Here is a 19,338-nt window from a genome sequence, read left to right as displayed (position 1 = left end):
ACAGCAACCGAAAGGCCCGGGCGATTGTCCGGGCCTTTTGCCGTTCCATCCCGCTGCGCGGCCTATAGACCCAGATAGCGGTCTGTCACCTCGGGCGTCAGCGCGGCCATTGCCCCCGCCCAGACCGAGCGGCCGCGTTCCAGCACCACCGCCCGATCGGCCACGGCGGCCAGTTCGCGCAACGATTTGTCCACCAGCAGAATCGACATGCCCCCGGACTTGAGGCGGCGCACCGCGGCCCAGATTTCCTGCCGCACCAGCGGCGCCAGCCCCTCGGTCGCCTCATCAAGGATCAACAGGCGCGGGTTGGTCAGCAGCGCCCGCCCGATCGCCAGCATCTGCTGTTCGCCCCCCGAAAGGGTGCGCGCGTTCTGCCCCAGCCGCTCGCCCAGACGCGGGAACAGCTCGGTCACGCCCGACAGCGTCCAGGCGCCGGGGCGGGCGGCGACGGCCAGGTTTTCGGCCACGCTCAGCGGTGCAAAGCAGCGTCGCCCCTCGGGCACAAGCCCCAGACCCAGCTGCGCGGCGCGATGTGCGGGCAGGCCCGCCAGATCGCGGCCTGCAAAGCGGATCGTGCCGCCGCTGGCGGGCAACAGCCGGGTGAGGGTGCGGATCGTGGTGGTCTTTCCCATGCCGTTGCGGCCCATCAGCGCCACCACCTCGCCCTCGGCCAACGCCAGATCGACGCCGAACAGCGCCTGCACCGGGCCATAGGCAGCGGTGACGCCGGACATCTCCAGCAGGGTCATGCGGCATCCCCCAGATAGGCTGCGCGCACGGCCTCTGACGCGCGGATTTCGGCCACGGTGCCGGTGGCGATGATCCGGCCATAGACCAGAACCGAGATCCGGTCGGCCAGCGCAAAGACCGCGTCCATATCGTGTTCGACCAGCAGGATCGGCGCTTCGGTGCGCAACTCCGACAGGATCGCGGTCAGATCGCGGGCGCCTTCGGTGCCCATCCCGGCCATCGGCTCGTCCAGCAGAAAGGCGCGCGGGCGCAGGGCCAGTGCCATGGCGATTTCCAGCCGCCGCCGCTCGCCATGGCTCAGGTCGGCTGCGGGCATGTGCGCGCGTGTGCCCATCCCGACATGGGCGATGTGAAACTGCGCGGGTTCTGTCAGCGCCCGGTCGCGCAGGGCAGGGCGCAGAAAGCGGAAACTGGCCCCGCTGGCCCCCTGCACCGCCAGCATGACGTTTTCCAGCACCGTAAAGCCCGGAATGACCGCGGACACCTGAAAGCTGCGTGCCAGCCCCAGCCGCGCGCGCGCGGCTGGCCCCAGCCGGTCAATCGCCTGCCCTTCGAACCGGATGGTGCCGGAATCGGGGCGCAACTCGCCCGAGATCAGCTTGATCAGGGTTGATTTGCCCGCGCCATTGGGGCCGATCAGCGCGTGTATTTCGCCCGGATGCAGCGTCAGGCTGACGTCATCGGTGGCGGTCAGCGCGCCAAAGGTCTTGCGCAGGTTGTGAAGGTCCAGAATCGGCTCAGACATGGCGCCTCCCGGCGATCAGCCCGATCAGGCCGCCCGGCGCATAGATCACGATGGCCAGCAAAAGCAGCCCCAGCAGCGCCTGCCAATAGTCGCTGACGCCGCCCAACAGATGCTCCAGCGCGATATAGGCCAGCGCCCCCGCTACCGGCCCGAACAGTCGCCCCACCCCGCCCAGGATTACGAACACCATGATTTCGCCAGACATGTGCCAGCTCAGCATCGCCGGGCTGACAAAACGGTTCAGGTCGGCATAAAGCGACCCCGCCAGCCCCACGATCATGCCCGATAGCATGAACGCCAGCAGCCGGATCGAATAGGGCCGGATGCCCACGGCAACCACCCGCGATTCATTCTGCCGGGCCGCCCGCAGCGCAAGGCCAAAGCGCGACCGGGTCAGCACCGCCACCAGGCCCAGGGCTGCCGCCAGCAGCCCCGCGCAGATGGCGAAAAACTGGATCGGGTCAAAGGTGTTCAGGCCAGGGAAGGTGTTGCGGACGTAGAACGACAGCCCATCCTCGCCGCCGTAGGCTGGCCAGCTGATGGCGAGGTAATAGATCATCTGCGCGAAGGCGAGCGTGACCATGATGAAATAGACGCCCGAGGTGCGCAGGCTGAGCGCCCCGATCGCCAGCGCCGCAAGGCCCGAGGCCGCGATGGCCAGGGGCCAGATCGCCAGCATTTCGGTGCTGCCGTTCAGTGTGAAGGGCAGGGTGGCGACGGGCACCCCGCTCATGGCGTGGCTGGCCAGGATGCCGGTAGCGTAGCCGCCCAGCCCGAAGAACGCGGCGTGGCCGAAGGACACGAGGCCCCCATAGCCCAGCACCAGGTTCAGCCCTACCCCCGCCAGCGCAAAGATCGCAGCCTTGGTGGCCAGCGTGATGATGAACCCCTCGCCCAGCGCCTGCGCCACCAGCGCGGTGCCGATCAGGGCCACGAACAGCGCGGCATTCAGCGCGGCCTCGCGGGTCATGCCATGCCCCTTTCGCCGTAAAGCCCCTGCGGGCGCACGATCAGCACCCCCGCCATCAGCACATAAATCAGCACCGAGGCGATGGCCGAGCCGATGGTGTTGGCTGCCGACGGGTCGATCAGCCGCGCCAGAACGCCGGGCAGGAAGGCCTTGCCCAGGGTGTCAGTCATGCCCACCAGCAGCGCGCCCACCAGAGCGCCCTTGACCGACCCGATGCCGCCGATGACGATCACCACGAAGGCCAGGATCAGCACCGGCTCGCCCATGCCGACCTGCACCGACTGGATCGTGCCCACCAGCGCCCCCGCCAGCCCCGCCAGCGCGGCGCCAAGGGCGAAAACGGCGGTGTAAAGCCGCGCAATATCCACTCCCAGCGCCGCCACCATCTCGCGGTCGGCCTCGCCCGCGCGGATGCGGGTGCCAAGGCGGGTGCGGGTGATCAGCAGATAAAGGCCAAAGGCTATCGCCGCTCCCAGCCCGATCAGCGCCAGCCGGAACAGCGGGTATTGCAACCCGCCCGGCAGGGTAACGGCCCCCGACAGCAGTGGCGGCAGCGTCAGATAGAGCGGGAACGACCCGAACAGCCAGCGCGTGCCCTCGGAAAACACCAGGATCAACGCAAAGGTGGCCAGCACCTGATCCAGATGATCGCGGGCATACAGCCGGCGGATCACCAGCAGTTCCACCACCGCCCCCGCCGCAGCGGCGGCCGCAAGGCTGGCGGCCAGCCCCAGCCAGAACGAGCCCGTGGCGCCTGCCACCGCAGCGCAGGCAAAGGCGCCCACCATGTACAGCGCACCATGCGCCAGATTTATCAGCCCCATGACCCCGAACACCAGCGTCAGGCCCGCAGCCATCAGAAACAGCATCATGCCGTATTGCAGGCCATTCAGGGCCTGCTCGATCAGCAGCATCATGGGGTGATCCTCATGTCGGTCGGGCCGGGGGGCTGCCCCGGCCCGTCGGCCTTACATGCCGCACTGGTCGGCGTAGGCGTCGGCCCGGTCGGTCATCGCGGTTCCGACGATGCGGTTGGTCAGCGCGTCGCCTTCCTTCATCACCTCGCGCACATAAATATCCTGCACCGGGTGCTGGTTTGTCCCAAAGCGGAACTTGCCGCGGACCGAGGCGAAGTCGGCCGCCTGAAGTGCCGCGCGGAACGCCTCGGCATCGGCCACATCGGCCTTGGCGATCGCCGACAAGAGCAGGTTGGCCGTGTCATAGCCATACGAGGCATAGATCGACGGCAGTCGCCCATATTCGGCCTTGAACCCTTCGACAAAGGCGGCGTTGGCGGGGTTGTCCAGATCATGCGACCAGTTGGCAGTGTTTTTCACCCCCAGTGCCGCATCACCCACGGCGGGTAGGATGTCCTGGCTGAAGGAGAACGCCGGGCCGATCAGCGGCAGGCCCACGCCGGATTCGGCATATTGTTTCAGGAAGGCGATCCCCATCCCGCCCGGCAGGAAGAAGAACACCGCATCCGCCCCGCTGGCGCGGATTTGCGCGATTTCGGCGGCGTAGTCGGTCTGGCCGACCTGAGTATAGACCTCTGACACCACTTCGCCATCATAGAACCGCTTGAAGCCGGTCAGCGAATCCTGCCCTGCCGGGTAGTTCGGCGCCATGATGAACACCTTGCCGATGCCCGCGCTGGCCGCGTAGGCGCCAGCCGCCTCGTGCAGGTTGTCGTTCTGGTAGGATACCGAGAAATAGCGTGGGTTGCAGCCCTTGCCCGCCAGCGCCGAGGGCGCGGCGTTGGTGGACAGGTAGAACTTGCCCTGCGCCACGGCGGCCGGCACCACCGCCATCGCAAGGTTGGACCAGACGATCCCGGTCAGCACATCGACCTTGTCGGACTGAATCATCTTGTCGGCGATCTGCACCGCCACATCGGGCTTTTGCTGGTCATCCTCGATGATCAGTTCCACCGCCTTGGCGGCATCGCCTGCCTGTTTCAGCGCCAGTTGGAACCCGTCGCGCGTATCGACGCCGAGGCCCGCGCCGCCGCCCGAAAGGGTGGTGATCATGCCGACCTTCACCCCCTCGGCGCTCGCCGTGCCAAGGCCCATCGCCAGCGCCGCCACGGCACCCATCAGAATTGCCTTCATCGTCATCCTGTTTCCCCCGGTTGGTCTTTTGTCGAGTTAGCGGGCAGTTTTGCACGCCCGCAACCGAAACTTGACCGCGGCCGGGTATTTGGCGCCCGGCGGGGGCAGGATGCCGCAGGTTTCAGCCCATGCGCCCGGTTTCGCGCAGCCGCGCGTGCCAGGACAGCGCCTCTTCCAGAACATGTGGGGTATGCCCGCCGCGGGCGCAGGCGCGTTCGAAATAGTCCTGCAATGCGGGGCGCCATTCAGGGTGGACGCAGTTGGCGATGATGGTCTTTGCCCGCTCGCGCGGCGCAAGCCCGCGCAGATCGGCAAGGCCCACCTCGGTCACCAGAATGTCCACGTCATGTTCGGTGTGATCGACATGGCTGACCATCGGCACCACCGACGAGATCAGCCCGCCCTTGGCCTCGGATTTTGTCACAAAGACCGACAGATAGGCATTGCGCGCGAAATCGCCCGACCCGCCGATGCCGTTCATCATGTGCGAGCCCATCACATGGGTCGAGTTGACATTGCCATAGATGTCGAACTCCAGCGCGGTGTTGATGCAGATCAGCCCGAGCCGCCGCACCACCTCGGGGTGGTTCGAGATTTCCTGCGGGCGCAGGATCAGACGTGGCTTGTATTCGGCCAGTCGCGGCAGAATCTCCTGATACTTGCCCGCCGACAGCGTGATCGACGAACCCGAGGCAAAGATCAGCTTGCCCGAGTCGAACAGATCGAAGGTCGAATCCTGCAAGACCTCGGAATACATTTTCAGGTTGTGGAACGGCGTGTCGAGAAAGCCGTGCAGCACGGCATTTGCGATAGTGCCGATCCCGGCCTGCAAGGGTTGCAGGCTGTGATCGAGCCGCCCCATTTTCACCTCGTGCAGCAGGAAGTCGCCAAGGTGGCGCGCAATCGCGCGGGTGTGGTGATCGGGTTCAAGAATGGTTGCCGAACTGTCCAGCTTTTCGGTCACGACGATGGCCGCGATCTTTTCCGGCGGCACCGGAATAAAGGGCAGACCCACCCGGCTTTCAGGCGTCACCACGGGTATCGGCAGCCGGTTCGGCCGGTAGGTCGGGATGTAGATATCGTGCAGACCTTCCAGCGCGGCGGGCTGGTTCAGGTTGATCTCGACGATCACCTTTTCTGCCAGAATGGCAAAGCTGGCCGAGTTGCCGACCGAGGTCGTGGGCACGATGCCGCCGGATTCGGTGATCGCCACGGCCTCGATCACCGCGACATCGACAGCTGGAAGCTGGCGGGTGCGCAGCATTTCCACCGTTTCTGACAGGTGCTGGTCGATGAACATCACCTCGCCATGGTTGATCGCGCGGCGCAGCGCCGGGTCGGACTGGAACGGGATGCGGCGCGCCAGCACATGCGCCTCGGTCAGGGTTTTGTCGAGATCGTTGCCAAGGCTTGCGCCGGTCATCAGCGTGATCTTCAGCGGCTCAGTCTTTGCGCGGGCGGCCAGCGCCATCGGCACGGCTTTGGCCTCGCCCGCGCGGGTAAAGCCCGACATGCCCACGGTCATGCCGTCGCGGATCAAAAGCGCGGCCTCGTCGGCGGTGACGATCCGTTCGCGCAGCGTTGCGTTGCGAATTCGGTCCAAGTTCGGATTTTGCACGATTGCCTCTCCCAAGGATGTGCCGCACACCCCGATGGGCTGGGGCCAATGTCCGGCCGGGGGGGTCCGCCGGCTCGGACAAGGCCCCGACAGGGGCAAGGGGTTTGCTAGAACCTGGCCGTAGAAACCTCAATTGTCCGAATCGGATATTGGCCGACGTGAAGGCAGACATGCGAAAAACGCATGGCCTTTGGCGTCTGGTGCATGGCCTGCGGATTATCACGAATTTGTGATCATCCGCACCGGGCGCGCCGGGTGTTCCCTTGCGGGCGGTAAGGGAGGGGTAACTGTTCCCGCTCTCTGCATCGCATCTGAACAGCGTTCCGGGTTTCGGATATCCGCAGAACATATGCTTGAAATGCAATGTTTTTTTGCTGGTCAATCGTGCTAACCCCGGCCTTGAATGCCGCGGCGTCGGGTGCCACCAGAAACAAAACATTGTTCGCCAAGGAGCCCCCGATGAACAAGATCCTTGCCCTTGCTGCCGCTATTGCGCTGGTTCAGGCGCCCGCCTTCGCGCAGGGGGCTTTTGGCCCGCTGATCGCCCCCGCCGATCTGGCCGCGCAGGCCGACGCGCTGCTGATCCTCGATATCCGCCCCGCCAGCACCGAAGACGGCAAGAAACCCTATGCCGAGGGCCATATCCCCGGTGCCGTGGCCGCGCCCTATGGGCTGTTCCGCGGCCCGGCTGAAAACCCCGGCGCTGTACCCGCCATCGACAAGCTGACAGAGGTTCTGCGCAGCCTTGGTGTCACCCCTGGCCGGCCCACCGTGATCGTGCATCAGGGCAGCGACGAAACCGATTTCGGCGCCGCTGCGCGGGTTTACTGGACGCTGAAATCTTCGGGTGTCAGCCAGTTGGCGATCCTGAACGGCGGCTTTGACGCATGGACAGGGGCGGGCCTGCCGGTTTCGACCGAAGCGGTCGCGCCGGTGGTCTCTGACATCACGGTGACCTTTGCCGATACCTGGCTTGCCACGACTGACGACGTTCTGGCGGTGGTCGAAGGCAAGGCCGTGGGTGATCTGATCGACGCGCGGCCCGAGTCGTTCTGGGCGGGCGAGCAGGCCCATGCCTCGGCCGCCCGGCCCGGCACCTTGCCGCAGTCGAAATACTTCACCCATTCGCGCTGGTTCACCTCTGGTCCCAGCCTGATCGACGGCGCCGCGGTGCAAAGCCTTGCGGCGGCAAACGGGTTCCAGCAGGGCGACCAACTGGTGTCGTTCTGCAACACCGGCCATTGGGCCGCGACCAACTGGTTTGCGCTCAGCGAGCTTGCCGGGATCGAGGGGGTGAGGCTCTACCCCGAGTCGATGGTGGGCTGGTCGCAGGCGGGCCTGCCGATGGACAACACACCCGGCCCGATCCGCAACCTGTGGAACCAGATCAAGAGCGTGTTCTGAGGCAGCCATGACCGATACAACACTTTCTCCGCCCCGCGCGGGTGCCCCGATTGCCGGGCGCCTGGCGCTGGTGGCGCTGGCGCTTGCGGCGGCCCTGGCTGTCGCAGCCTTGGCGGGCGCGCGCTATGGCGCGCTTTTGCTCATCGGCCTTGGTTTCGGCATCACGCTGGAGGGGTTGCGCTTTGGTTTTGCCGGCCCGTGGCGTGCGATGATCCTGCGGCGTGAACCGGCCGGGCTGGTGGCGCAGCTTCTGGCGATTGCGTTGGTCGCGGCGGTGGCCTTTCCACTGCTGCAATCGAACGCAGGCGAGTTGATGGGCGCCCATGCGCCGGTGGGCGTGGCGATGATAGGCGGTGCCTTCGTGTTTGGTGCCGCGATGCAGCTGGTGCTGGGCTGTGGGTCAGGCACGCTGGTAAACGCGGGCAGCGGCAACCCGGTGGGGGCGCTGGCGCTGCCGTTCTTTGCGCTGGGCAGTTTCGCCGCAACGCTGCACCTGGACTGGTGGCTGGGCCTTGGCACGGCGCCGGTGGTGGCGTTGGCGGGCAATTCGGGGCTGGGCCTGACGCTGGCTGCGCTGGCGGCAGTGGCGGTTCTGGCGCTGGCGCTGGGCAAGCCCGGCAGCCGCAAGCTGCCCGGCCGGTTGTGGCTGGCGGCGGTTTTGCTGGCGGGGCTGGCGGTACTGAACCTGATCGTGTCGGGCCAGCCCTGGGGCGTGGTCTATGGCCTTGGGCTTTGGGCTGCCAAGGGCGTGCAGGCGCTGGGGGCCGATCTGACCGGCGTCGCCTTCTGGGCCGCGCCCGGCAATGCCGAACGTCTGGCGCAAAGCGTGCTGACCGATGTGACTTCGCTCACCAATATCGGCATCCTCGCGGGCGCCGCTCTGGTCGCTGCCTGGCGCGGCGGGCTGACAGCGCGGCTGCCGCGGCTGTCTGCACGGGCCTGGGTGGCGGTGGTGCTGGCGGGGCTGGTGCTGGGCTATTCCTCGCGGCTGGCGTTTGGCTGCAACGTGGGGGCCTTCTTCAGCGGAATTTCGACCGGCAGCTTGCACGGCTGGGTCTGGTTTGTCGCGGCCTTTGCGGGATCATATGTGGGCATCAAGGCCCGCCCCGCCCTGGGGCTGGAGGCGCGGCCATGACCCGTCGCCCCGTCGCCCTTGCCGTCGTGGCTGCCCTTGCCGCCGTGATCGGCCTTGATCTTGCGGCCAGCGCGCCGCTCAACCCCTACAAGGCGCCGCCGTTTCTGGCGCTGGGCTCGGGCCTGGCTGCCAGCGGGGCGCATTGCACCGCAGCGCCCGCCAAATGACCAAAGGACATGACATGACCATTTTCGCTGATAACTCGCTTTCGATCGGGCGCACCCCGCTGGTGCGGCTGAACCGGATCACCGACGGCGCCGCGGCCACCGTTCTGGCAAAGATCGAGGGGCGGAACCCGGCCTATTCGGTCAAATGCCGGATCGGCGCCGCGATGATCTGGGATGCCGAGGAAAAGGGCATCCTGACCCCCGGCAAGGAGATTGTGGAGCCGACCTCGGGCAACACGGGCATCGCGCTGGCCTTCGTGGCCGCTGCCCGCGGCATTCCGATCACGCTGACCATGCCCGACACCATGAGCATCGAGCGGCGCAAGTTGTTGCTGGCTTACGGCGCCAGGCTGGTGCTGACCGAGGGTGCCAAAGGTATGAAGGGTGCCATCGAAAAGGCCGAAGAGATCGCGGCATCAGACCCGAAATATGTGCTGCTGCAACAGTTCCAGAACCCGGCCAACCCGGCCATCCACGAACGCACCACGGGGCCGGAAATCTGGCACGATACCGACGGCGCGGTGGATATTTTCGTGGCGGGCGTGGGCACCGGCGGCACCATCACCGGCGTGTCGCGCTATCTCAAGGCGCAGAACCGCGCGATCACCTCGGTTGCGGTAGAGCCTGCCGCCAGCCCGGTGTTGACCCAGACCCGCGCGGGCGTGCCGGTGCAGCCGGGCCCGCACAAGATTCAAGGGATCGGCGCAGGCTTTGTGCCCGGCGTGCTCGACCTGTCGCTGGTGGACGTCATCGAGCAGGTCAGCAACGACGACGCCGTGGCAACCGCCCTGCGGCTGGCGCGCGAGGAGGGAATTCTGGCGGGCATTTCCTGTGGTGCGGCCACCGCGGCGGCGCTGCGGCTGGCGCATCGGCCCGAAAACGCGGGCAAGACCATCGTTGTGGTGCTGCCCGATTCCGGCGAACGCTATCTGTCGTCGGTGCTGTTCGAGGGGGTGTTCGACGCGGCAGGCGCGCCGGGCTGATCCTCGGGGCGCAGCCGACCCATGATCTCGGCATGCAGCGCGGGCGGCGCGGCGATCAGGCCGCAGGCCTGCGGATGCGGGCGGTTGAACCCCAGTGCCGCGCCCGTGCGGTCGGTCACCGTCGCCCCGGCGCGTTCGGCGATCAGGCTGCCCGCGGCACTGTCCCATTCCCAGGTGGGGCGCAGCGACAGCATGGCGTCGAACCGCCCCTCGGCCACCAGACACAGCCGCCAGGCAATCGCCGGGCGAAACGCCCGGCGCCACAGCGGCGGCTGGTCGTCGTGCCAAAGCGCCGGGTCGGAACTTGCCGCGGTCGTCAGCACCTCGGCCCCGGCCAGCGGGCGGTTTGCGGCGGCGCTGATCGGCAGGCCGTTTTTCAGCGCAGGCCCGCCCGCGGTGGCGGCATAGAGCGCTCCGCGCGCGGGCAAAAACACCACCGCCGCAATCACCCGCCCTGCTTCGGTCACGGCAAGCGAATGGGCAAAGCCGTCCTGCCCGGCCAGAAAGCTGCGGGTGCCGTCTATCGGGTCAATGATGAAGCTGCGCGGCGCGGCCAGCCGTCCGGCGCTGTCGGCGCTTTCTTCCGACAGCCAGCCATAATCAGGGCGCGCGCCGCGCAGCATCTGCGCCAGCGCGGCATTCACGGCCAGATCGGCCGCCGAGACGGGCCCCGCGCCGCCGGGCTTGTCCCAGACCTGCACCGGCTTGCGCCACCAGCGCAGCGCAATCTCGCCCGCCGTCCGCGCGGCCTCGGTCAGCAGCGCAAGCTCATGCTCCGGCAAGGGTCAGACCTTCGACCAGAAGGCTGGGTACGACATGGCTCAGATGGGGCCGCGCGTCATTGGCAGGGGTGATGCGCATCAGCATGTCGCGCAGGTTGCCCGCCACGGTGCATTCGTTTACCGGATAGACCGGCACCCCGTTTTCCACCCAAAACCCCGCAGCGCCGCGCGAATAATCGCCGGTGGTGGGGTTGATGGTCGAACCCAGCATGGAGGTGATCCACAGCCCGGTGCCCATCTCGCGCAGCAGATCGTCGCGGCTGGCGGTGCCTTGGGTCAGCGCCACATTGCCTGCCGAGGGGGAAGGCGGGGCCGCCGGGCCGCGGCTGGCCGAGGCGGTGCTGTCCATCCCCAGCTTGCGCGCCGAGGCGAGATCGAGCGTCCAGCCGGTCAGCACGCCCCTGTCGATGATCAGGCGGGGCCTGGTTGCCAGCCCCTCGGCATCGAAGGGGCGCGAACCGGAGATGCGCGGGCGGTGCGGGTCTTCGCGCAGCGACAGGCCCGCGGGCAGCACCTGCGCCCCCAGCGCATCGCGCAGCCAAGATGACCCGCGCGCGATCGAGGCGCCGTTGATGGCGGCCAGCAGATGCGTGATCAGCCCCGAGGCGATGCGTTCGTCATACAGCACCGCAAAGGCGCCAGTCGGCGGCTTGCGCGCGCCTGCACGGGCCACGGCGCGTTCGGCGGCCAGTTGGCCTACGCTTTCGGGGCTGGGCAGGTCGGCCTGAAAGGTGCGGCTTTCGGCGGCCCAGTCGCGTTCCATTCCCAGCCCCTCGCCGGTGATCGCCACCGCCGACACAGCGCGCGAGCTGCGCGCATAGCCGCCCGAAAACCCGTTGGAGGCGGCCAGATGGATCGCCCGGCGCGAATAGCTGACGCTGGCCGACTGCATCTGGCTGATGCCTGCCACGGCCAGCCCTGCGGCCTCGGCCCTGCGGGCGTCATCCTCCAGCAGGGCGGCGGCGGGTTCGGGGGCGGGGTCTTCCAGCTCCAGCGCGGCCACGTCCCAGTGGCGCGCGATCTGGTCCGGGTCGGCCAGCCCGGCGTAGGGGTCCACCGGGGCCTCGCGCGCCATCGCCACCGCGCGTTCGGCGATTTCGGTGATGGTGCGCGCCGAGATATCCGAGGCCGAAACACAGGCCTGCCGTCCGTCAAGGATCACCCGCAACCCGATTTCCACGCCTTCGGCGCGTTCGGCCTGTTCCAGCCCGCCGTCGCGCACGTCGATCGAGATCGACCGCCCCTCGATGGCGATCGCGTCGGCCTGCCCGGCGCCTGCCTGTGCCGCCGCCTGCAACAGTGCGGCCGTCAGCCCCTCTAGCCTGTCCTGCATGATGCCCCCTGCATCGCCCCATGGCGAGGAAAGAAGAAGCCGCCCGGCATCCGGGCGGCCCCGCGCGCCAAGGCGCCTGTTATTGCAGCCGCTGACCGTTGGCGTAGATGCCGCCATCGGCGCGGAACTCGATGGTCGAGGTCAGCGTATCCTCGCCCGAGGGCACCGCGAACAGGCCCAGCATCATCCGCGCGCCCATCGCCTGATCGTCGGGCAACAGGCCCATCGCCACCAGCTTGTCGATCAGCGTGTTGCCGCCGACAAGCCGCAGGTTGACCGCGCCCACGGGTTTGGGGGCGGCGCCGGAATTGTCCACCGTCACATCGCCGGTGCCGCTTAGATCGGCGCCCGCCACGTTCAACTGCATCGCGGTCAGCTTGACCGCTTCAATCTCGCCGGGGGCAGCGCCGCTCTGCATCGCGGTCGCATCGAAGAAGTCGGCCACCAGCTTGGCCTTGCCCGTGATATCAACCAACAGTCGGGCCGGGTCGCGTGGCAGTTGTGCAGTGGGGTCGAACATGCCCCAAAGCGCCTCGGAAATCGTGACGCCGCTGAAGTCGAGCTTCAGCCCGAAATCCTGCGCCATGTCACGCTTGGCCACCGGCATGGCAAATTTGAACGCGGCTTGCTGCATCGCAAAGCTGACCGGGAAGGGCATCGTCGGCGCGGTGATTTCCACCTGCGTGCCGGTGCCTTGCCCCGCATAAGACAGTCCGTCGCCCGAGACCGAGAAATCGAGCGTGGCACTGTCAGCGCTGGATTTGATGTTGCCAGTGCCTTCGGCATCAGAGAAATCCATCACATAGCCGGTCTTGCCATAGGTGATCGCGCCTGTCGAAGAGAACCCGGCCGCCAGTGCCGCGGCCATGTCTTGCATGTCCACGCCCTTGGGCATGCGGGTCTTGCCGGTCAGGCTCAGATCTTCGGTGCCACCTTTGGCGGTAAAGGTGCTGCCGGCTTCCGCATCGGCGCCCGAAAGGGTGAAATCGATCGCGTCGGTTGTGAATTTGCCGTCGATCATCTGAACATCGGCGCCGTCCACGGTATAGGCACCTTCGTTGCCGGTCATCGTGACCAGAAACTTGACCGGAACCCCGCCCGCGCCGGCAGAGCCTGCCGCGGCAGCGTCGGCTGCATCGCCTTCCAGCACGATTTTGGGGGCTGTGATGGCATAAGACATGGCCTCGGGCGTGCCTGCCACGATGGTGCGCATGTCTTTGGTGCGCATCACCACGGCCATGTCGGTTGCCGGCCCCTCGGTCGGGGTCGCGTTGATCTGCATCGGAATTTCCGGCGCCACCGTCACTTCGACGCTGCCGTCACCGCGTTCGCGCAGCCGCAGTTCGGGCACGTTGGCGCTGTAGCCGCCTTCGGGAGTGGCTTGCGAAAAGACCAGATCGCGCAGCACCAGCGTGTTGCCCTCGCGCCGTTCCGAGCCGACGCTGACCTGCTGGCCCATCGACACCGCAGTGTCGGACCAGCGTTTCCAGACATCTGTGGCGGTCACATCGGCAAAGGCCGCAGTCGTTCCCATCAGCGCAGAAAGCGCCACCCCGGCGCCGAGGGTTTTCCACTGAGCCATGACATGTCCTTTGTGCTGTGCCAGCCTTGGGCAGAGCATCCCGCGCCTGTCGGCCATGGTCAAGGGGGGGCGGGCTTGCTAGAGCGCAGATCGGCAGGCGAAAAGGGGGTGCTGCGATGATACGGCTGGAAACCGAAGCAGGGCTTTGGCAGGTGGTGATCGACCGGCCTGAAAAGGCCAATTCGCTGACCCGCGCCATGCTGGAAGACATCGACACGCTCGCCGCCCGCGCCGCGGCAGAAGGCGCGCGGGTTTTCGTGCTGCGTGGCACTGGCAAGGTGTTTTCCGCCGGCGCCGATCTGGACGAGGCGCGGGCGGGGCTGGCCACCGCCGATGTGTGGGAACGGCTGTCGGGGCGCATTGCCGCGCTGCCATGCCTGACGATCGCGGCGCTGAATGGCACCCTGGCGGGCGGCGCCTTTGGCATGACGCTTGCGTGCGACCTGCGGCTGGCGGTGTCGGGGGCGAATTTCTTTTATCCGGTGATGAAGCTGGGGTTTCTGCCCCAGCCCTCTGATCCGAAGCGGATGGCGGCGCTGATCGGCCCGGCGCGGGCCAAGATGATCTTGATGGCAGGCGCCCGGATCGGCGCCGAAGAGGCCCGCGACTGGGGTCTGATCGAGCGGGTTGTGCCCGATGCCGCGGCCCTGGATGAGGCTGTGGCGGCGCTGGCAACCGATGCGCGCAACGCCACCCCGGCCCATGTCGCCGGGATCAAGGCGTTGGTCACTACCGCCCTCTAAGCCCGCCCTGTCAGCCGTAAACGGCCTCTTTGCCAAAGTGCTTGACCAGCATGTAATAGACCACGGGGCGGTACTTGTTCCGCTCCGACCTGCCGTAGGTGTCGATCACCGTGTTGATCGCCTTCATCAGTTCCGGCCCGTCGGGCAGCCCCAGCTTGCGCATCAGAAAGTTGGTGCGAACGGTCTCCAACTCGCTTTCCTGGCTGGCGGCGACGGTTTCCGAGTCGGCGTCATAGATGGTGGGACCGCAGCCGATGGTGATTTTCGTCAGCAGGTCCATGTCGGGGGTGATGCCGCATTTGCTGCGCAGGTCGTCGGCGTATTTCGCGATCAGATCGTCTCTTTTCCCCATCGGGTTTCCCTCGTTCTGGCCTGGCGCGCAGGGCGCCCACGCCAAAGCCTAAGGCCAATCTGCCGCCGCACAAAGAAAAAACATGCACGGCCCGGGCGCACCGCTGCGACCTTGACCCGCCTTGGCGCGGCGCTGGCCACCCGGCATAGTCTGGCCGATCCCAAGCCAGAGGAGCCGGTCGATGACCTCTTACCTGAAAACCCACCCGACGCGTGACGGCTATTTCGGCAGCTATGGTGGCGCGATGCTGCCGCCTGTGCTGGTGCCGCATTTCCAGGCGATTGCCGAGGCCTATGACCGCATCTCGAATTCGGCCGAGTTCATCCGCGACCTGCGCTATATCCGCAAACATTTTCAGGGCCGCCCCACGCCGGTCTCTTATCTCAAAAACCTGTCCGGTACATGCGGCGGCGCGCAGATCTACGCCAAGCGTGAGGATCTGAACCACACCGGCGCGCACAAGCTGAACCATTGCATGGCCGAGGCGCTGTTGGCCCGCCACATGGGCAAGACCAAGCTGATGGCCGAAACGGGCGCGGGCCAGCATGGCGTGGCACTGGCCACGGCGGCGGCCTATTTCGGCATGGAATGCGAAATTCACATGGGCGAGATCGACATTGCCAAAGAGGCGCCCAATGTCACCCGGATGAAGCTGCTGGGGGCCAAGCTGGTGCCGGTCGGTTTTGGCGGCCGGTCGCTGAAAGAGGCGGTGGACAGTTGCTTTCAAAGCTATGTCGCACAGGCCGACACGGCGCTGTTCGCCATCGGCTCGGTTGTGGGGCCACATCCCTTCCCGATGATGGTGCGCAACTTTCAGCATGTGGTGGGCATCGAGGCGCGCGAGCAGTTTCTGGAAATGACCGGCAAGCTGCCCGACATCGTGACCGCCTGCGTCGGCGGCGGGTCCAACGCGATGGGGATTTTCGCGGGCTTCATCGACGATGAAGATGTGGCGCTGTATGGCATCGAGCCGCGCGGCACCTCTTCGGCGCTGGGCGACCATGCCGCGACCATCACCTATGGCGAGGATGGCGACATTCACGGCTTTCGCACGATGGTGCTGAAGGATGCCGACGGCAACCCCGCCCCGGTGCATACCGTGGCCTCCGGCCTCGATTACCCCGGCGTCGGGCCGGAACACGCCTATCTGCACCGTTCGGGCCGCGCGACCTATGCCTGGGCCGACGACAAGGAGGCGCTGGCGGCCTTTTTCGCGCTGTCGCGGCAGGAGGGCATCATCCCGGCACTGGAAAGCGCGCATGCGGTGGCCTTTGCCATGCGCGAGGCGAAAAACCACCCCGGCAAGTCGATCCTGATCAACCTGTCGGGCCGCGGCGACAAGGATATTGACTATGTGACGCAGAATTTCGGCTTTGGCGGAGTCCTGTAAGCCGAAACCCAACCGCCGCCCGGAGTGACCGGGCGGCGGCAGCGCGCGGCAGTGGCGCTTAGTAGCGGTAGTGATCGGCCTTGAACGGGCCTTCCACCGTCACGCCGATATAGTCGGCCTGATCGGGGCGCAGCTGGGTCAGCTTGACGCCGATTTTCTTCAGATGCAGGCGGGCCACCTTTTCATCCAGATGCTTGGGAAGGATGTAGACGCCCGGCGCGTAGGCCTCGCCCTTGGTCCAAAGTTCGATCTGCGCCAGCACCTGATTGGTGAAGCTGGCCGACATCACGAAAGACGGGTGGCCGGTGGCATTGCCCAGGTTCAGCAGTCGCCCTTCGGACAGCAGGATGATGCGGGCGCCCGAGGGCATCTCGATCATGTCCACCTGATCCTTGATGTTGGTCCATTTGTGGTTTTTCAGGGCGGCGACCTGAATTTCGTTGTCGAAATGGCCGATGTTGCCGACGATGGCCATGTCCTTCATCTCGCGCATGTGCTCGATGCGGATCACGTCCTTGTTGCCGGTGGTGGTGATGAAGATGTCGGCATCCTTGACCACATCTTCCAGCAGGACCACCTCGAACCCGTCCATCGCGGCTTGCAGCGCGCAGATCGGGTCCACTTCCGTCACCTTCACGCGCGCGCCCGCGCCCCGCAGGCTGGCGGCCGAGCCCTTGCCCACATCGCCATAGCCGCAGACGACGGCCACCTTGCCGGCCATCATCACGTCGGTTGCGCGGCGGATGCCGTCCACCAGCGATTCCTTGCAGCCATATTTGTTGTCGAATTTCGACTTGGTGACGCTGTCGTTCACGTTGATCGCGGGGAAGGGCAGCAAGCCCTTTTTGTGCAGGTCATAAAGGCGATGCACGCCGGTGGTGGTTTCTTCCGACACGCCCTTGATCGCGTCGCGCTGCGCGGTGAACCAACCCGGTGTTTCGGCCATGCGCTTGCGGATCTGGTTGAACAGGCACACCTCTTCATCGCTTGTGGGCACCGCGATCAGATCGGTTTCCCCCGCCTCGACCCGCGCCCCCATCAGCACATAAAGCGTGGCATCCCCGCCGTCATCGAGGATCATGTTGCAGGTGCCTTCCGGGAACTGGAAGATCTTGTCGGTATAGGTCCAGTAGTCCTCCAGCGTCTCGCCCTTGATGGCAAAGACCGGCACACCCGCCGCGGCGATCGCGGCGGCGGCGTGATCCTGGGTCGAGAAGATATTGCACGAGGCCCAGCGCACCTCGGCGCCTAGCGCCACCAGCGTTTCGATCAGCGCGGCGGTCTGGATCGTCATGTGCAGGCTGCCCGCGATGCGCGCGCCCTTCAGCGGCTTGGCCGCGCCGAATTCCTCGCGCAGCGCCATCAGGCCCGGCATTTCGGTTTCGGCGATGTCCAGTTCCTTGCGGCCGAACCCGGCCAGCGTGATGTCCTTGACGATGTAATCCTGCGGCATGGCCGGGCTCCTTAATTCGATGATTGAAGGCGAGATAGCACCGCAACGCCGTCTCGACAATCTTTGCGCGCCCGGCTTAGGGTCGCGGGGCGACATGAGGTGACCATGAAACAGCCCCGCGCCTGGCAACGGATGCTTTCAGGCCGCAGGCTTGACCTGCTTGACCCGACGCCGATGGATATCGAGGTCGAGGATATCGCGCATGGTCTGGCCTTTGTGGCGCGCTGGAACGGGCAGACGCGGGGCGAGTTTGCCTATTCGGTCGCCGAACATTCGCTGTTGGTGGAGGAAATCTTTGCCCGCGCCAACCCCGGTATTGCGGCGCGCTGGCGGTTGGCGGCGCTGCTGCATGACGCACCCGAATATGTGATTGGCGACATGATCAGCCCGGTCAAGGCTGCGATCGGGCCGACCTATGGTGAACTGGACGCGCGGCTGATGGCGGCGGTTCATCTGCGCTTTGGCTTGCCCGCGGCGCTGCCCGTGCCGATCAAGCGCGAAATCAAAAAGGCAGACGCGGTGTCGGCCTGGCTGGAAGCGGTGCAGATTGCAGGGTTTTCCGAGGCCGAGGCGAACCGGCTGTTTCACCGCCCCGACCCGGTCCTGGCGCGGGGGCTGACGATCCGGCTGCGGCCCCCTGCCGAGGTGCGCGCGGATTACACCGCGCGCCACCATGCGTTGCTGGCGGCGATCACCGCCTGAATCTGTCAGCGACGCGGGCGCACACCCTCGGGCGCCCGGCGCGGCGCATAGCCGCCAATGGCAATCGTCATCACTTCTGCTAAGATACGGATCATGGTCTGACCCTCCTGTTTCATCTCTATTGCCTCGATTATAAGCAGAATGAAAACTGAACGGTGAGTCAGGAAATTTGTGAAGCTGTTAGCTGAGGTAGCAGATGCCCAGTCTGGATTGGCGCCGGATGCCGCCCCTTGCCGCGCTGCGTGCCTTTGAGGCGGCGGCCCGCAACGGCGGCTTCAGCGCCGCCGCGCGTGAATTGAACGTCACCCATGCCGCCGTGGCGCAGCAGGTGCGCGCGCTGGAGGCGGTTCTGGGCCTGCCGCTGATGTGGCGCGAGGGTCGCAGCCTTCAGATCTCGCCCGAGGGGGCGCGACTGGCGCAGGCGCTGAGCGAGGGGTTCGGCACGATTCAGGCCGCGCTGGCGGGGTTGGCGGCCGAAACTGGCGGTGGCCCGTTGACGGTGACGCTGCCGCCGGCTTTCGCCTCGCATTGGCTGATGCCGCGGCTGGCGCGGTTCTGGAAACAGCACCCCGATATTTCGCTGTCGCTGCTGCCCGACCATCGGGTGATCGACCTGCGCCGTGAGGGGGTGGCGCTGGGCATTCGCTTTGGCGATGGCCATTGGCCCGGTGTGCGGGCCGAATTTCTGACCCGCGCGCCGCAGGTGGTGGTGGGCGCGCCTGCGCTGCTGGGCGGGCGCACCAGCCTGTCGCCCGTCGAAATGGCCGCGCTGCCCTGGGTGCGCGAGGCCGACTGGCCCGAGCAGATGGAACTGCTGCAATCCATCGGGCTTGACCCCGACGGGTTGCGTTTTACCGAATTGCCGAACGAGGAACTTGCCTTGTCGGCGGTGCGCGAGGGGCTGGGGCTGCATCTGGAAAGCGCGGCGCTGGTGGCTGACGATCTGAAATCGGGCCGTCTGGTGCCGGTTTACGAACTGCCCGATGATCGCACCGGCTTTTACGTCGTCTATCCGCCGGGGCCGCTGAGCCGGTCTGCGCGCAGCTTTGTGTCCTGGCTCAAGGCTGAAGTGTGATCGGCAATGACTTGCCTTTCCTGCCCCCCACGCTCTAGGTAAG

At 66.3% G+C, this 19,338-nt stretch carries 19 protein-coding genes; 8 read left to right on the top strand and 11 right to left on the bottom strand.

Going from position 1 to position 19,338, the window contains the following annotated elements; all coding sequences use genetic code 11:
- Positions 1-62: 62 nt before the first annotated feature.
- The 6 genes from C5F46_RS03350 to C5F46_RS03325 all read right to left on the bottom strand — a co-directional run bounded on the left by C5F46_RS03350 (position 63) and on the right by C5F46_RS03325 (position 6,194).
- Positions 63-749, bottom strand: a complete 687-nt coding sequence (locus C5F46_RS03350; RefSeq protein WP_107323946.1) for an ABC transporter ATP-binding protein — start codon at positions 747-749, stop codon at positions 63-65.
- On the bottom strand, positions 746-1,495 hold the full coding sequence (locus C5F46_RS03345; RefSeq protein ID WP_107323945.1) for an ABC transporter ATP-binding protein: 750 nt from the start codon (positions 1,493-1,495) through the stop codon (positions 746-748). The genes C5F46_RS03350 and C5F46_RS03345 overlap by 4 nt, the downstream gene beginning before the upstream one ends.
- Positions 1,488-2,465: a branched-chain amino acid ABC transporter permease gene (locus tag C5F46_RS03340; protein WP_107323944.1), complete on the bottom strand. Its 978-nt coding sequence runs from the start codon at positions 2,463-2,465 to the stop codon at positions 1,488-1,490. The genes C5F46_RS03345 and C5F46_RS03340 overlap by 8 nt, the downstream gene beginning before the upstream one ends.
- Complete coding sequence (locus tag C5F46_RS03335) at positions 2,462-3,379, bottom strand: branched-chain amino acid ABC transporter permease (RefSeq protein WP_107324015.1); 918 nt, start codon at positions 3,377-3,379, stop codon at positions 2,462-2,464. Before C5F46_RS03335 ends, C5F46_RS03340 begins: the two co-directional genes overlap by 4 nt.
- A gap of 54 nt (positions 3,380-3,433) precedes the next feature.
- The gene (locus C5F46_RS03330) at positions 3,434-4,582 is read right to left on the bottom strand and encodes an ABC transporter substrate-binding protein (RefSeq protein ID WP_107323943.1); all 1,149 of its coding nucleotides are present in this window, start codon (positions 4,580-4,582) and stop codon (positions 3,434-3,436) included.
- 115 nt (positions 4,583-4,697) lie between these two features.
- Positions 4,698-6,194, bottom strand: coding sequence for an acetyl-CoA hydrolase/transferase family protein (locus C5F46_RS03325; protein WP_168796847.1), 1,497 nt, complete (start codon positions 6,192-6,194; stop codon positions 4,698-4,700).
- 459 nt (positions 6,195-6,653) lie between these two features.
- Between C5F46_RS03325 and C5F46_RS03320 the strand changes: the two genes are divergently transcribed.
- Genes C5F46_RS03320 through cysK form a run of 4 tightly spaced genes read left to right on the top strand, consistent with a single transcriptional unit; the run spans position 6,654 to position 9,883 of the window.
- Positions 6,654-7,598 (top strand): sulfurtransferase, encoded by a 945-nt coding sequence (locus C5F46_RS03320; protein WP_107324013.1) that lies wholly within the window; start codon positions 6,654-6,656, stop codon positions 7,596-7,598.
- Between the two features lie 7 nt (positions 7,599-7,605).
- A complete protein-coding gene (locus C5F46_RS03315; RefSeq protein ID WP_107323942.1) occupies positions 7,606-8,733 on the top strand; it encodes a YeeE/YedE thiosulfate transporter family protein in 1,128 nt (375 codons plus the stop codon).
- Entirely contained in the window at positions 8,730-8,900 is a 171-nt protein-coding gene (locus C5F46_RS16570) for a hypothetical protein (RefSeq protein WP_168796846.1), read from the top strand. The genes C5F46_RS03315 and C5F46_RS16570 overlap by 4 nt, the downstream gene beginning before the upstream one ends.
- Before the next feature lie 14 nt (positions 8,901-8,914).
- Positions 8,915-9,883: a cysteine synthase A gene (gene cysK, locus C5F46_RS03310; protein WP_107324012.1), complete on the top strand. Its 969-nt coding sequence runs from the start codon at positions 8,915-8,917 to the stop codon at positions 9,881-9,883.
- On the opposite strand, the gene C5F46_RS03305 is transcribed toward cysK, so the two are convergent.
- From C5F46_RS03305 to C5F46_RS03295, 3 genes are all read right to left on the bottom strand, one after another.
- Positions 9,826-10,665, bottom strand: coding sequence for a 3'(2'),5'-bisphosphate nucleotidase CysQ (locus C5F46_RS03305; RefSeq protein ID WP_107323941.1), 840 nt, complete (start codon positions 10,663-10,665; stop codon positions 9,826-9,828). The genes cysK and C5F46_RS03305 overlap by 58 nt on opposite strands.
- On the bottom strand, positions 10,652-11,998 hold the full coding sequence (locus C5F46_RS03300) for a TldD/PmbA family protein (RefSeq protein ID WP_107323940.1): 1,347 nt from the start codon (positions 11,996-11,998) through the stop codon (positions 10,652-10,654). The genes C5F46_RS03305 and C5F46_RS03300 overlap by 14 nt, the downstream gene beginning before the upstream one ends.
- Positions 11,999-12,077: 79 nt before the next feature.
- The gene (locus tag C5F46_RS03295) at positions 12,078-13,580 is read right to left on the bottom strand and encodes a DUF2125 domain-containing protein (protein WP_168796845.1); all 1,503 of its coding nucleotides are present in this window, start codon (positions 13,578-13,580) and stop codon (positions 12,078-12,080) included.
- A 116-nt stretch (positions 13,581-13,696) separates the two neighbouring features.
- Here C5F46_RS03295 and C5F46_RS03290 point away from each other — a divergent pair, with 116 nt between their 5' ends.
- Complete coding sequence (locus tag C5F46_RS03290; RefSeq protein WP_107323938.1) at positions 13,697-14,323, top strand: enoyl-CoA hydratase/isomerase family protein; 627 nt, start codon at positions 13,697-13,699, stop codon at positions 14,321-14,323.
- 10 nt (positions 14,324-14,333) lie between these two features.
- Here C5F46_RS03290 and C5F46_RS03285 read toward each other — a convergent pair whose 3' ends face one another.
- Positions 14,334-14,675 (bottom strand): DUF2853 family protein, encoded by a 342-nt coding sequence (locus C5F46_RS03285; RefSeq protein WP_107323937.1) that lies wholly within the window; start codon positions 14,673-14,675, stop codon positions 14,334-14,336.
- Between the two features lie 181 nt (positions 14,676-14,856).
- Between C5F46_RS03285 and trpB the strand changes: the two genes are divergently transcribed.
- Complete coding sequence (gene trpB, locus C5F46_RS03280; RefSeq protein WP_107323936.1) at positions 14,857-16,065, top strand: tryptophan synthase subunit beta; 1,209 nt, start codon at positions 14,857-14,859, stop codon at positions 16,063-16,065.
- A 58-nt stretch (positions 16,066-16,123) separates the two neighbouring features.
- Here trpB and ahcY read toward each other — a convergent pair whose 3' ends face one another.
- Positions 16,124-17,518 carry an adenosylhomocysteinase gene (gene ahcY, locus C5F46_RS03275; RefSeq protein WP_107323935.1) on the bottom strand — a complete coding sequence of 465 codons (1,395 nt, stop codon included), beginning with the start codon at positions 17,516-17,518 and terminating at the stop codon, positions 16,124-16,126.
- A gap of 105 nt (positions 17,519-17,623) precedes the next feature.
- Here ahcY and C5F46_RS03270 point away from each other — a divergent pair, with 105 nt between their 5' ends.
- Together C5F46_RS03270 and C5F46_RS03265 are read left to right on the top strand one after the other, a co-directional pair.
- Complete coding sequence (locus C5F46_RS03270) at positions 17,624-18,220, top strand: HD domain-containing protein (protein WP_107323934.1); 597 nt, start codon at positions 17,624-17,626, stop codon at positions 18,218-18,220.
- Positions 18,221-18,416: 196 nt separating this feature from the next.
- Entirely contained in the window at positions 18,417-19,295 is an 879-nt protein-coding gene (locus C5F46_RS03265) for a LysR family transcriptional regulator (protein WP_107323933.1), read from the top strand.
- The last annotated feature ends 43 nt before the right edge of the window (positions 19,296-19,338 follow it).

The organism is Phaeovulum veldkampii DSM 11550, assembly GCF_003034995.1.
Lineage (GTDB): Bacteria > Pseudomonadota > Alphaproteobacteria > Rhodobacterales > Rhodobacteraceae > Phaeovulum > Phaeovulum veldkampii.
This window is presented reverse-complemented; position numbering and strand designations above follow the sequence as displayed.